Here is a 12,634-nt window from a genome sequence, read left to right on the forward strand (position 1 = left end):
CGGGCTCCGAGGCGTCGACGCTGCTGGGCCGTATGCCCTCGGCCGGGGGCTACCAGCCCCACCTCGCGGACGAGAGGGGTCAGCTCCAGGCGCGCATCCCGTCGACCCGCGGCCACTCGAACACCTCGCTGCAGGCGCTCTACGTCCCCGCGGACGACTACCCCGACCCGGCGCCGGCCACGACATTTGCGCACCTCGACGCGACCACCGAGCTGTCGCGTGAGATCGCTTCGCGTGGTCTGTACCCCGCGATCGACCCGCTGGCCTCGACGTCGCGCATCCTGGACCCGCGCTACGTGGGTGCCAAGCACTACTCGACCGCCAACGACGTGAAGTCGATCCTCCAGCGCAACAAGGAGCTGCAGGACATCATCGCGATCCTCGGTGTCGACGAGCTGTCCGAAGAGGACAAGATCATCGTCGCCCGTGCTCGCAAGATCCAGCAGTTCCTGTCGCAGAACACCTACATGGCGACCCAGTTCACCGGTGTTCCCGGTTCGACGGTTCCCATGGACGAGACCATCGACGCGTTCGCTGGCCTGGTGGACGGCAAGTACGACCACATCTCGGAGCAGGCGTTCTTCAACATCGGTGGTCTTGAGGACCTCGAGAAGAACTGGGCCCGCATCCAGAAGGAGATCGGCTGATCATGGCCGGCGCTCTGACTGTCGACATCGTCGCCCCGGACCGCATTCTGTGGTCCGGGACGGCGGAGCGCGTGATCGCTCCCTCCGTCGAGGGTGAGATCGGGCTGCTCGCCAACCACGAGCCGGTGCTCGCACTGCTCAAGGCGGGCACCGTGCGGGTGCGTCCCGACGCGCAGGAGACCCTCGAGTTCCCCATCAAGCGCGGATTCGTGTCGTTCGACCACAACACCATCACGATCGTCGCGGAGCCGGCAGAGCCGTCCGAGGACTGATACGTGCGCGTTGTGATTGCGCGCTGCGCCGCCCGGTATTCCGGGCGGCTCAGCGCGCATCTTCCTTTGGCCACCAGGGCCATCATGGTCAAGGCCGACGGCTCCGTGCTGCTTCACTCCGACGGAGGCTCGTACAAGCCCCTCAACTGGATGAGCCCTCCGTGTACCTCGCGCGAGGTTGAGCCCAGCACCGAGCAGGCCGATGCGGGTGTCACCCAGGTGTGGACCGTTCAGCACGACAAGACGGACGACCGACTCGAGATAGAGCTCTACGAGATCCTGTCCGACACCTCGCACGAGTTGGGCGTCGACCCCGGCCTGATCAAGGACGGCGTGGAGGCTCACCTGCAGGAGCTGCTCGCCGAGCAGATCGCCTTGTTGGGCGACGGGCACACCCTCGTGCGGCGCGAGTACATGACGGCCATCGGGCCCGTCGACATTCTTGCGCGCACCTCCGCTGGCGCCTCCGTGGCGGTGGAGATCAAGCGTCGCGGCGAGATCGACGGCGTCGAGCAGCTCACCCGCTACCTCGAACTGATGAACCGCGACCCGCTGCTCGCTCCCGTCCAGGGCGTGTTTGCGGCGCAGGAGATCAAACCTCAAGCGCGCGTGCTGGCCGAGGATCGCGGCATTCGCTGCCTGATACTCGACTACGACGCCATGCGTGGTGCCGACGACCCCACCACCCGGCTGTTCTAGCGGGACTGGGCCCGCGCATCGGCCGGGATGCGCCTTCCTCACTGACGCTCTCTGGATCGTCAGTAGGGCCGATGCGCACGTGCCCTCCGTACTGACGCGACGGCGATCCGTGGGCAGGGACGGCACCGCGGAGCCAAGAGCCCGCGACTAGCGAGCCAGCGGAAGCCAGTCCAGCAGGCGGGGGATGTGCTCGTCCCACGCGGGCCAGTCGTGGGCGCCGGGGGACTCGGAGTACTCGAGGGGGACACCCGCGCTCGCGCACGCGTCGCGGAACGTCCGGCTCTCCTGGAGGAGGAAGTCCTCGGTGCCGCACCAGGCCCACAGCCGCGGCAGCGTCGCGGGGTCGCTCTGGCGCACCATCTCGATGACGTCCTCGTGTGCTGCGCGCGAGGTTTCGGGCGAGCCGAACGTGCGTCGCCACTCCTCGGGGTACGAATTGGGCTTGGCCGTGACATCGAGCCCGCCGGACAGGCTCGCGGCGGCCGCGAAGCGGTCCGGGCGGCGCAACGCGGCCTTCATCGCTCCGTAGCCGCCCATGGACAGGCCCGCGATGAACGTGTCCTCGCGGCGCTGTGACAAGGGGAAGAAGCTCGCCATGATGTGCGGCAACTCGTCGGCGAGGTGGTCAAAGTACCGGTAGCCGTCGGCCTGGTTGGCGTAGTAGGACCGATGCACGGCGGGCATGACGACGGCCATGGGCCTGTGCGCGACGTACCTTTCGAGCGCCGTATGACGCGTCCAGCTCGCGTCGTCCTGGGACAGCCCGTGGAGCAGATACAGGACCGGCAGGCGGTCGGGGAGTGCGTCGACGCCGGGGACCCCGGCCTCGTGCTGGACCTGGGGCAAGATCACGGTCGCGGTGGTCGACAGCCCGAGCACGTCGGAGAAGTAGCGGCACGTCAGATGGGCCATGTCGCACACAGTAGGGGTCAAGCGCGTCGAGACGGGTATCAGGCACGCGGGCACGCCGCAGATCCCGTCGAGACGGGTATCAACCGGGTGGGCGAGAGTCCGGGGGAGGCGTCGGTGCCGCCGGGCGCCAACTAACCTGACCGAGTGGTAGAAAATGTCGAAACGTTCCGTCTACACTGGAGGGCATGACAACGACGCCTCAGAAGTTCCCCGACGGCTTCCTGCTGGGAGCCGCCACCGCCTCCTATCAGATCGAGGGCGGGGTGAACGAGGGCGGCCGGGGCCGATCCATCTGGGACACCTTCTGCGCCACGCCCGACAAGGTGGTCGGCGGCGACAACGGCGACGTCGCGTGCGACCACTTCCACCGTTGGCAAGAGGACGTCGACATGATGGAAGAGATGGGCCTGGACGCCTACCGCTTCTCCATCGCGTGGCCTCGCGTCCAGCCGGGCGGCACCGGCGAGTTCAATGCCGAGGGCATCGACTTCTATCGCGGCCTGATCGACCGTCTCAAGGCCAAGGGCATCACGCCGCTCATCACGCTGTACCACTGGGACCTGCCGCAGGAGCTTGAGGACGAGGGCGGCTGGCTGAGCCGCGACACCGTCGACGCGTTCGTCACCTACGCGGTGCGCATGGTCGAGGAGTTCGGCGCCGACGTGCTCACCTGGACCACCTTCAACGAGCCGTGGGTGAGTTCGTTCGTGGGCTACGGCGCCGGCGCGCACGCCCCCGGCCGCGCGGACGCCGTCGAGGCGCTGATCGCGGCCCACCACCTCAACCTCGCCCACGGGCGGGCGTATCAGGCGATGAAGGCGGTCAACCCCGACATCCAGATCGGCCTGGTCAACAACTGCCACACGCCGCGCCCCTGGGACCCGTCCAACCCCAAAGACCGCGAGGCCTCGGCCCACATCGACGCGCTTGCGAACACCATGTTCCACGAGCCCTTCATCGAGGGCACCTACCCGGCGATCCTGAAGCCCAACACCGCGCACCTGACGGACTGGAGCTTTGTCCACGAGGGCGACCTGGACGAGATGAAGGGGCGCGTGGACTGGTTCGGCGTCAACTACTACGCCTCGCACCTGGTGCGCTTCAACGCCCACAAGGGCACGCCTGAGTCCGAGGTGGCGACCCTCGCGGACGGTCACAAGGCCGGCGCGGGCACCGCGTGGCCGGGCGATGAGCAGATCGAGTTCATGATGCCCCCCGGCAAGCTCACGGCCATGGGCTGGAACATCGACCCCTCGGCGCTGCACGCGCACCTGCTGAAGATCCACCGCGAGACCGGCAAGCCCATCTACGTCACCGAAAACGGCTCCGCCTGGGATGACGTCGTGGACGCAGACGGCCGCGTGCGCGACGCAGACCGCGTGGCCTACCTCGAGGCCCACCTCAAGGCCGTCATCAATGCTGCTGAGGAGGGTGCCGACGTCCGCGGCTACCTCGCGTGGTCGCTGATGGACAACTTCGAGTGGGCGCAGGGCTACGCCAAGCGCTTTGGCATCGTGCGGGTCGACTACGACACGCTCGAGCGCCGGTGGAAGGACTCCGCGTACTTCTACCGCGAGGTGCTGCGCACCCGCGCCGTTCCCAGCGCCGATGCGGTGGACGAGTTCGCCGACACCCCTCCCCGGACCTTCTGACGCCTGTCCTACTCGCCCAGCCCACGCATCGGCCGGGCGAGCAGGGCGGCAGGGCCGGTGCGGCCCGAGCCGAACCGTAGACTTGCCGCATGCCCTCCAAGCGCCGGTCGTCCAAGCGCCCCTACGGGCAGCCGCACCCGGAACTGGACGTCGACCGCTTGGCGAACGCCACGGGAGGGCGCCGTGAAAGCGGCCCGGGAGGCGAGGAGTACATCGTCGTCACGCCCCGGCCGTCGGAGAAGACCTACGTGTGCCCCGGCTGCGGGCAAGACATCCCCGGCGACGTGACCCACCTGGTCGCGTGGCCGTCCGACGGGCTGTTCGGCGCGGACGCCGCCGCCGCGACCCGCCGCCACTGGCACACGAACTGCTGGAACACGTTTGGGAGGACGCGTGCCTGACATGACCGAGATCCGTTCGATGACGGTGTTGCCCGCGATTCGCGAGGACATCGTGTTGACCACGGAGGACGGGCTCGAACTCGTCGGCGAACTGGCGCTACCCGAGGGCCGCCCGCCCGTCGCGACGCTCATCACGCTGCACCCGCTGCCCACGCACGGCGGCTTCATGGACTCGCACGTGTACCGCAAGGCGGCGTGGCGCCTACCGCATCTTGCTGACGTTGCGGTGCTGCGCTTCAACACCCGCGGTACGTCGTCTCCGCGTGGCACGAGCGAGGGCACGTTCGACGAAGGAGTGGGCGAGAGCGCCGATGTGCGGGCCGCCGTGGACTTCGCCGTCACCAGGGGCCTGCCTCATCGCTGGCTCGTGGGCTGGAGCTTCGGCACCGAACTCACCCTCATGCACGGCGCGGACCTGGACGTCGAGGGCGCGATCCTGCTGTCGCCGCCGCTGCACCGCGCGAAGGACGCCGACCTCGAGCGCTGGGCCGCGACGGACAAGCCCGTGACGGCGCTCGTGCCCGAGCACGACGACTTCTTGAAGCCCGAGGAGGCGCGCGAGCGCTTTGCGCTGCTCACCCAGCTCGAACTGCTGCCCATCGAGGGCGCCAAGCACCTGTGGGTGGGGGAGCAGTACGTGCGGATCGTGCTCGACACGATCGTCGAGCGCGTAGCGCCCGGACGCGCGCCGCTGCCCGCCGAGGTGCCCACCGACGTGGTGCAATAGACACGACCGGCCGCCCCACACCCCCTAGGGAGCACACGTGAGTGACACCGACACCCAGGACGCCGACGCCACCCTTCCTGACGTCCCGACGCCCGCGGCTGCACCCATCGTGCTGCTCAATGCGTTCCCCCTGGACAGGGCGCAATGGGAGCCGTTGATCGCCTCGTGGCCCGAGGCCCGCGATCGCGACATCATCACCTTTGACATGCCGGGCATCGGCGAGATGCCGCTGACCGACGAGGAACCCGGGCTCGACCTCATCGCGGATGCTGCGGTGCTGGCGATGCGAGAGGCGACGGGCGCATCGGCCGCCGTGTGGGTGGGCTGCTCGATGGGTGGCTACGTGGCGCTCGCGGTCGCACAGCGATGGCCCGATGCGGTGGCCGGGTTGGGGCTCGTGTGCACCAAGGCTGCGGCGGACGACGAGGAACAGCTCGAGCGTCGCCGTGCGGCCGCCGAGGCCGCGGAGCGGGCCGGGGGAGTGCCCGACCCACGGGCCGCCGCCGAGTCGCTCATCGGCACCCAGGGACCAGCCCGCGAGGAACTCGTCGAATGGGCCGCACTGAACCTGTCGCGCCAGCGAGGAGACGGGGTCGCGTGGGGCCAGCGCGCGATGGCTGCCCGCCCCGACCGCACCGAGGTGCTGCGCTCCGTCGACGCCCCCGTGGTGGTGGTGCTGGGCGAACTCGACTCGGTCGTGCGCCGCACCGAAGGTGCGGCGATGGCGCAGGCCGCTGGCGTCGAGCCCGTCACGCTTGCGGGAGTGGGGCACATCGCGGCCCTTGAGGCGCCCGTCGAGGTGGCGAAGGCGCTAGCGCCGCTGCTCGCGTCGTGACTTTCTAGCCGTCAGCGGGGCCAGTCCAGGCGCTGGGCGAGCGCCTGCGCCATGGGCATGGACTCACCATCGCGACCGCCCTTGCCCAGTTCCAGTGGGGGGTCCGAGGGCTCGAGGTGCGCACCCGTGAACCGGGCACGCCAACTGCGCGGCACCGACATGACGTAGAACAGTCCATCGGTGCCCACACCGACGCTCTGGTCGCGCTTGAGGTACCAGCCCTCGACGTCCGTGCGATACCGAGAGCCACCATCGTATGGCCGCGCCGTGAAGCGCACGGGCGGGAGGCCTGCGGCCTGCGCGTCAGCCGCGAACTGGCGCACCAGTTCGCCCGCCTGGCGGCTCTCCGCCTGACGCGCCCGCTCGAGTGCCTGCGCGCGGCGCAGGTGCGGCGAGACGGGCGGTTCAGCGGTCATCGGTCACGGTCTCGGTGGCGTCAGTTCTTAGGGGTGGTGCCGGGCGCAGACGCCGCCACGGGAGAGGCAGCGGTGGGCGGCGACAGAGCCGCCGCGCGCTGGAGGCCGGACACCGGGTCCGTGCCCAGCAGGCCGCGCAGATCGTCGAGGTAGCCCGTGATGGACTCCTGCTGACGGTGCAGGTCCTCGACCTCGCGGGCGGCGTTGGTGCGCTCGCGCTCGGCGTCCGACACCGCCTCCGAGATGATCGATTCCGCGTGCTCACGTGCCTCAGTGACGATTTCGTCGGCGTTGTTGCGGGCGTTGGACAGCAAGGTCTGCGAGTGCACCTCGGCCTCGCGGCGCACGGTCTCGGCACGCTCGAGGGCGGCACTCAGGCGGTCCTCTGCCTCGTCGGCGCGCTTGCGGGCGTCCGCGACCATCTGTGCGGTTTCTGCCTGCGCCTCTTCGTGGTGGCGGCTGAGCTCGCGCTCGGCGTTCTCGCGGCGCTGAGCGACCTCGACCTGCAGGTCCTCGCGGGTGCGACGGGCCTCCTCGGTCGCGGCCTCGACGTCCTGGTGTGCGGTCGCCAACGCTGCCTGCGCCTCGCGGGTGGCCTGGGCGATGATCGCCTTGGCCTCCTGCTGGGCGTCTGCCAGGCGCTGCTCGGCGGCGTCCTGTGCGGCCTGTGCGGCACGCGTGGCGTCGCGATCGGCGCCCTCGCGGGTCTGCGTCGAATAGGCGTCTGCCTCGCGGCGCGCGCCCTCGACGTAAGCCGTGGTCTCGTTGCGCTGGTGCGCGTCGAAGTCCTCGGCCTCGCGGCGCACACGCGCGGCGTGGTCGTCGGCCTCGCGGCGCGTGGTCTGGGCGTACTCCTCGGCGTCGCGGCGGGCGTTGGCGTCGTATGCGTCCGCCTCCTTGCGCACGCCGCGTGCGTAGGACTCGCCTGCGGCGCGGGTGGCACCCGCGTACTCGTCGGCCGTCGTGCGGGTCGAGGCGTCGTAGGACTCGGCATCGGCGGTCACCTTGGCCGCGTGGGCCTCGCCATCGGCGCGCGTCTGGGCGTCGTAGGCCTCGGCGGCCGCACGCACCTGCGTATCGTGGTCGGCGGCCTCGGCACGCACCCGAGCGTCGTAGGCGTCGACGGCCGCGCGCACCTGCGCATCGTGCTCAGCCGCGGTGGCCTGGACCTCAGCGAGGTGCTGCGCGGCCTGTGCGCGGGTGGCGGCGTCGTACTCGTCGGCAGCCGATCGCACGGACTCGTCGTGCGCGGCGGCCTCTGCGGCGAGCACCGCCGCTGCCTGCGCGGCCTGTGCGCGCACGGAGGCGGCAAACTCGTCGGCATCCGCACGCACGGTCCGGTTGAGCTCGTTGGCCTCCATGCGGATCCTGGCCAGGTGCTCGTCCGCGCCACTGCGGGTGGCGACGTCATAGGAATCGGCCGATGCGCGGGTCGAGGCTGCGTAGTCGTCCGCCTGAGCACGGGTGGAGGCCGAGTAGTCATCCGCCTGCGTGCCGGTCGCCGCCGAGTACTCGTCGGCCTGGGTCCTGGTCGTGGTCGAGTAGTCGTCGGCCTTGGAGCGCGTCGACACGCTGTACTCGTCGGCTCCGCCGCGGGTGTCACGGTCGTACGCGTCGGTGCTCTCCCGCAGCGCGGTGGTGTCAGCATCTGCCTGCGCACGCTGCGCGGCGTCGTACTCGTCGGCGCTCGCGCGCACCGCGGCAGCGGCGGCCTCGGCAGCAGCGGTGAGAGCCGCCGCAGTGTCGCGGGCTTCGGTCTCGGTAGCGGCGCGGTAGTCGTCGGCGGCCTGGCGCTCGGTGCCCGCGTAGGCGTCGGTTTCCTTGCGGGTCGCGGTCGCGTAGTCCTCCGCGTCGGAACGGGTGAGGTCGTCGTACTCGTCGGTCTCGGTGCGCAGGGCCTGGGACTCGCGCTGGGCCTCCGCACGCATATCGCGGGCGTCGGTGTGCGCCTCCGCGCGCACCGTCTCGGCGTCGCGGTTGGCCTGAGTCAGGAAGGTCTGGGCCTCGTTGCGCATGGTGGCGGCATCGGCCTCAGCGGTCGTGCGCACGTCGGAGGCCTCCGCCTCAGCGTTCGCCTTCGCCTCCGCGGCCTCGGCCGCCAGTCGCTTGGCCTCTTCGCGCGCGGCGCCCAGAGCTTCTTCGGCCTGCAGGCCCAGGGACTCGCGCTCATCGCGGGCGGAGGCGAGCAGGGCTTCCGCTTCAGACCGGGCCGCCTCAAGGGCCTCGGTCGCTTCGCGTTGGGAGGCGACGCGCATCTCCGTGCTCTCGCGCTCGGCAACGGCGCGGGTGGTGTGCGCCTCGCGCTCGGCGGTGGCGCGCAACTCCGCGGCCTGGGCCTCGAGAGCGGAGACTTCGCGTTGAGCATCACGGCGGGCGCGCTCAAGGATCTCGCCCGACTGGCGCTGGGCGGAATCCTTGGCGTTGGTGGCATCCGACTCCGCCGCGGTGCGGATCTCGTCGGCTTCGCGGCGGCTCTGCGCGAGAATCTCGGCGACCTCGTTGTCCGCACGCGCGCGCAACTGCTGGGCCGCGACAGTCGCGCGAGCCACGGTGTCTTGGGCGTGCGTGTTGGCCCGCTGGACCACGTCGGAGGACTGCTCCTCGGCCGACCGCAACAACTGCTCGACGCGCGCGCCAAGGCCCTTGTACGTGGGCTGATCCGCCTCGCGCAGAGTCCTCTGGGCCTCATCGAGCTTGCTCTTGGTCTGGGCTGCCTCGTCCTCAGCGCGCTGCGCCGCAGCCTTCGACGAACGCAGGGCGTCCTCGAGCTGGGCCACGTGTGCGGCCACCGCTTCACGGTCGTAGCCGCGCATCGCTACTGGAAACGGAAGGGTGTCTTCGGGCATGCTAGGTCTCCTTTGGCGGCCCCACGCGGGGACGCTCGATCCGTCCACCAGGGTAATGCGCGCACGGAGCGCAGACAAAGCGCCCTGTGCGCTCTCACATGCGCATCTCCTAGAGTGGATGGGAGCAAAGGGAGGAAATGTGAGTCTGAGGACCACCGCGCTGGTTGCCGGCGCGATCGGTGTACTGCTGCTTGCCGTCGGGTTGATTGCCGATGCGCAGCGTCCACCGCGAGAGGTTCAGCCCGACGCCACAGTCGACACTGCCGTGGTGGTGTACGAGCCCGAGATGATTGCCTTCGCGGGTGACAACCGGTTGGGCTTCAGTGGCGATGGCGCGATCGTGGGCCTGACCGCTCGCCCTGCCGATGCTGAGGCTTGGCTTGCCGCCTATGACGTCACCTATGTCACGGGCCTTCCCGACTGGGAGCGGCTCTCTACTGACACCGCGCAACCCCAGCCGACAGTGTCGCCGAGCCCGTCGACCTCGCCGAGCGCGAGCGAGCCCGCCACAGAACCTTCCCCCACGGTGTCGCCTTCGGCCGAGGCCGAGCAGCCCACTGTTGACCTGCTTGCCCAAGGCTCGCAGGACCACTGGCGCGAGGAGTTCCGTGGCAGCAAGCGGCTGTCGATCGTGGCGAGCGACGTGCCTGAGGGCGAGGTACTGGTAGTCGTGAGCCGCGACGGGACCCCGCTGACCTCCGTCGACATGACCCAGACCCGTGACGTGCAGGATGGGTGGATCACTCCGCTGATCTGGTGGGGCGCGTTCCTCACTGTCGTCGGCATCATCGCGCTCATCTTGCGCTTCATTGACCTGCGTCCCGCGCAGGCCAAGGGCGAGGAATGGATGGCCAAGCGCCAGAAGGTCACCGACGAAGCCGATCCCGAGCCTGGGACCCGGCGCGCACGCCGGGCCAATGGTGAGCATCTGCCGGAGGCGAGCCTGCGGGACGACGACGACCTTCCGCCCGCGCCCGTAGTGACGTCGCCACGACGCGCGGCGACGGCCGCCTCCGCGGCTTCCGCACCCCATGCCGAGTCCGCTGCCGAGGACGCGGCAGCGTTCGGTGAGGCTGGTACGCAAGCGGCCCCCGCATCGGCCCTCAGCCCCACGGAGCCCGCGACGCCAGCCACGCCCGTAACGCCTGCCGAGCCGAGCGAGCCCTCGTCCCCATCTTCGCCCTGGCACCCAGTCACGCCCCCCGAGGGACAGGAGCGACCATGAGCACCAGGATTGTCCGCACCATGGCCGTGGCATCGCTCGGCGCGCTCGCGCTCGCGGGCTGTGTCGCCGAGGTCCCTGCGCCCGTCACGTCGGCCCCGCCGATGGCGGCCTCGGGTGCCTTGCTCGATACCCAATCCACCCGCATCGTTGACGAGACCATGGCCGAACTCGCCGCCGCAGATGCGGCCAAGGACACGTCGCTCCTGACCGACCGTGTGGGCGGGGGCGTGATCACCGTGCGTGGCGCCGAGTACACGCTCGCCAAGGCGGAAGACGGGCCCGCGCCCACGGTGCTGCCGTCGACCATGCAGGCGGTGTACGTTTCCGCCGCCGAGGACTGGCCGCGCACCATGGTGACGGTCTCCGAGCAGCCCTCGGAGGACGAGACGCCCGTGGTCATGCTGTGGGTGCAAGAGGACATCGACACGGACTATCAGTTCCGCGAGTGGGGTCATATGATCCCTGGCGCGACGCTGCCGGCGATGCCCGGCCCGTCGACCGGCGCAGCACAGTTGGCGCTCGACGACACCTCGGTAGGCACGAGTCCGCAGCAAGCGGTCGAGCAGTACATGGACCTCCTTCGCACTGGCTCGGGCTCCGACCTCAACGAGGCCTTTGCCGCGGACACCTATCGTGAGCGGCTTTTTGCGGCACGCAAGACGCACTCCGATGCGGCCAAGGAGGCCGGCGGGGAGTACGTCGAGAAGATCCAGCCCGCGCTCGACAAGACGTACGCGATGGCAACCGCCGATGGTGGGGCGCTCGTCTTTGTTCCGCTGAGAATCACCTCGTCGTTTACCGTCGAGGACGCGACCGTGTCGATTGCCGACGAGGACAAGCCCCTGCTGAGCGGCGAACTCGACGATACGGTGACGCACACGTACCGCGACTTCATCGTGATCCACCTTCCCGCTGAGGGCACGGACGCGTTGCCCGCCGTGGTGGCCGCCGAGCACAACCTCATCAAGGTCTCCGACAGTTAGGCGAACATGACCTCCCAGAACCACGAGGCGCCGCTGCGCGGCTCCGTCGACCTGTCCCAGCTCTTGGGGACCGCACAGGCTCCGGCCGCTCCGGTGAGCGACGGCACTGGCGGCGCCACCGCCCTCCCGGCCCCCATCGTGGTGACCGAGCAGGGCCTGCAGGATCTCGCCCAGCAGTCGACTCAGGTCCCGATCCTCATCGTGTTCCTGTCCTCGGCCTCTCCCGCGTCCAAGGACTTGGTCGAACGCATGCGGGCCGTCGTGGCACGCTACGACGGTGCCTTCGTGCTCGGCACGTGCGACATCGACACCCAGGCCGGGCTCGCTCAGGCCTTCCAGATCACGGCGGTGCCGACTGTCATGGCGCTGATCGCTCAGCGTCCCGCCCCGCTGTTCCAGGGCAATGCCGACGACGAGCAGATCGCGGGCATCCTTGACCAGGTGCTCGAGGTGGCGCGCCAGAACGGGGTCACCGGGCGTGTGGGCGGGGCTGATGGCGAGGCTGCCGCCGAGCCAGAGCCCGAGCCGCTGCCCCCGCTGCACCAAGAGGCCTACGACGCGATCGAGCGCGAGGACTTCGCTGCGGCCATCGACGCGTACGACCGTGCACTGCGGGAGAACCCCAAGGACGCCGAGGCGCGCGCAGGACGCGCCCAGGTGGGGCTCATGGAGCGCTCGCGGCTTGCGGACCTGGACGCGGTACGCAAGGCCGCGGCCGACGCTCCCGACGACGTGGACGCGCAGCTCGCCGTCGCCGACCTCGACCTCATGGGCGGCAAAGTCGAGGACGCCTTTGGGCGTCTCATCGACCTCGTGCGTCGCACGGCAGGGGACGACCGTGAGCGTATCCGTACGCGCCTCGTGGACCTGTTCGAGGTGGTGGGTTCCGCCGATCCTCGCGTGGGGGCTGCCAGGGCAGCCCTCGCATCGGCCCTGTTCTAGCCCCTCTTCCGTCAAATGGATCCATTTTCATCGTGGGGCGTTCGCCCCTACTGATGAAAATGGATCCATTTGACGGT

At 69.8% G+C, this 12,634-nt stretch carries 12 protein-coding genes and 1 pseudogene; 10 read left to right on the forward strand and 3 right to left on the reverse strand.

The window, feature by feature from the left end; translation table 11 throughout:
* The 3 genes and pseudogenes from ACK5NO_RS00190 to nucS all read left to right on the forward strand — a co-directional run.
* Window positions 1–647, forward strand: a pseudogene (locus ACK5NO_RS00190) (F0F1 ATP synthase subunit beta); the annotation flags it as partial.
* A gap of 2 nt (window positions 648–649) precedes the next feature.
* Window positions 650–919: a F0F1 ATP synthase subunit epsilon gene (locus ACK5NO_RS00195; protein WP_416810643.1), complete on the forward strand. Its 270-nt coding sequence runs from the start codon at window positions 650–652 to the stop codon at window positions 917–919.
* A gap of 3 nt (window positions 920–922) precedes the next feature.
* Window positions 923–1,618 (forward strand): endonuclease NucS, encoded by a 696-nt coding sequence (gene nucS / locus ACK5NO_RS00200; RefSeq protein ID WP_416810644.1) that lies wholly within the window; start codon window positions 923–925, stop codon window positions 1,616–1,618.
* A 147-nt stretch (window positions 1,619–1,765) separates the two neighbouring features.
* Here nucS and ACK5NO_RS00205 read toward each other — a convergent pair whose 3' ends face one another.
* Entirely contained in the window at window positions 1,766–2,530 is a 765-nt protein-coding gene (locus tag ACK5NO_RS00205; RefSeq protein WP_416810645.1) for an alpha/beta hydrolase, read from the reverse strand.
* 185 nt (window positions 2,531–2,715) lie between these two features.
* Between ACK5NO_RS00205 and ACK5NO_RS00210 the strand changes: the two genes are divergently transcribed.
* From ACK5NO_RS00210 to ACK5NO_RS00225, 4 genes are all read left to right on the forward strand, one after another.
* Complete coding sequence (locus tag ACK5NO_RS00210; protein WP_416810646.1) at window positions 2,716–4,182, forward strand: GH1 family beta-glucosidase; 1,467 nt, start codon at window positions 2,716–2,718, stop codon at window positions 4,180–4,182.
* Window positions 4,183–4,271: 89 nt separating this feature from the next.
* The gene (locus ACK5NO_RS00215; protein WP_416810647.1) at window positions 4,272–4,583 is read left to right on the forward strand and encodes a hypothetical protein; all 312 of its coding nucleotides are present in this window, start codon (window positions 4,272–4,274) and stop codon (window positions 4,581–4,583) included.
* A 1-nt stretch (window position 4,584) separates the two neighbouring features.
* Entirely contained in the window at window positions 4,585–5,310 is a 726-nt protein-coding gene (locus tag ACK5NO_RS00220) for an alpha/beta hydrolase (RefSeq protein WP_416810739.1), read from the forward strand.
* A 37-nt stretch (window positions 5,311–5,347) separates the two neighbouring features.
* The gene (locus ACK5NO_RS00225; RefSeq protein WP_416810648.1) at window positions 5,348–6,145 is read left to right on the forward strand and encodes an alpha/beta fold hydrolase; all 798 of its coding nucleotides are present in this window, start codon (window positions 5,348–5,350) and stop codon (window positions 6,143–6,145) included.
* Window positions 6,146–6,156: 11 nt separating this feature from the next.
* On the opposite strand, the gene ACK5NO_RS00230 is transcribed toward ACK5NO_RS00225, so the two are convergent.
* Window positions 6,157–6,561, reverse strand: coding sequence for a hypothetical protein (locus ACK5NO_RS00230; RefSeq protein ID WP_416810649.1), 405 nt, complete (start codon window positions 6,559–6,561; stop codon window positions 6,157–6,159).
* Between the two features lie 20 nt (window positions 6,562–6,581).
* A complete protein-coding gene (locus ACK5NO_RS00235; protein WP_416810650.1) occupies window positions 6,582–9,407 on the reverse strand; it encodes a hypothetical protein in 2,826 nt (941 codons plus the stop codon).
* Between the two features lie 139 nt (window positions 9,408–9,546).
* Between ACK5NO_RS00235 and ACK5NO_RS00240 the strand changes: the two genes are divergently transcribed.
* The 3 genes from ACK5NO_RS00240 to ACK5NO_RS00250 are packed head-to-tail and all read left to right on the forward strand — an operon-like array spanning window position 9,547 to window position 12,557.
* Entirely contained in the window at window positions 9,547–10,632 is a 1,086-nt protein-coding gene (locus tag ACK5NO_RS00240) for a hypothetical protein (protein WP_416810651.1), read from the forward strand.
* Window positions 10,629–11,615 (forward strand): hypothetical protein, encoded by a 987-nt coding sequence (locus tag ACK5NO_RS00245; RefSeq protein WP_416810652.1) that lies wholly within the window; start codon window positions 10,629–10,631, stop codon window positions 11,613–11,615. The genes ACK5NO_RS00240 and ACK5NO_RS00245 overlap by 4 nt, the downstream gene beginning before the upstream one ends.
* 6 nt (window positions 11,616–11,621) lie before the next feature.
* Window positions 11,622–12,557, forward strand: coding sequence for a tetratricopeptide repeat protein (locus tag ACK5NO_RS00250; protein WP_416810653.1), 936 nt, complete (start codon window positions 11,622–11,624; stop codon window positions 12,555–12,557).
* Window positions 12,558–12,634 lie beyond the last annotated feature (77 nt).

Source organism: Demequina sp. (assembly GCF_047975725.1).
Classification (GTDB): Bacteria; Actinomycetota; Actinomycetes; order Actinomycetales; family Demequinaceae; genus Demequina.

Excerpts from the sequence above, each read along its gene's own strand:
- ACK5NO_RS00195 (WP_416810643.1), top strand. The coding sequence starts at position 650 with ATGGCCGGCGCTCTGACTGTCGACATCGTCGCCCCGGACCGCATTCTG.
- ACK5NO_RS00205 (WP_416810645.1), bottom strand. The coding sequence starts at position 2,530 with ATGGCCCATCTGACGTGCCGCTACTTCTCCGACGTGCTCGGGCTGTCG.
- ACK5NO_RS00210 (WP_416810646.1), top strand. The coding sequence starts at position 2,716 with ATGACAACGACGCCTCAGAAGTTCCCCGACGGCTTCCTGCTGGGAGCC.
- ACK5NO_RS00215 (WP_416810647.1), top strand. The coding sequence starts at position 4,272 with ATGCCCTCCAAGCGCCGGTCGTCCAAGCGCCCCTACGGGCAGCCGCAC.
- ACK5NO_RS00220 (WP_416810739.1), top strand. The coding sequence starts at position 4,585 with ATGACCGAGATCCGTTCGATGACGGTGTTGCCCGCGATTCGCGAGGAC.
- ACK5NO_RS00230 (WP_416810649.1), bottom strand. The coding sequence starts at position 6,561 with ATGACCGCTGAACCGCCCGTCTCGCCGCACCTGCGCCGCGCGCAGGCA.
- ACK5NO_RS00235 (WP_416810650.1), bottom strand. The coding sequence starts at position 9,407 with ATGCCCGAAGACACCCTTCCGTTTCCAGTAGCGATGCGCGGCTACGAC.
- ACK5NO_RS00245 (WP_416810652.1), top strand. The coding sequence starts at position 10,629 with ATGAGCACCAGGATTGTCCGCACCATGGCCGTGGCATCGCTCGGCGCG.
- ACK5NO_RS00250 (WP_416810653.1), top strand. The coding sequence starts at position 11,622 with ATGACCTCCCAGAACCACGAGGCGCCGCTGCGCGGCTCCGTCGACCTG.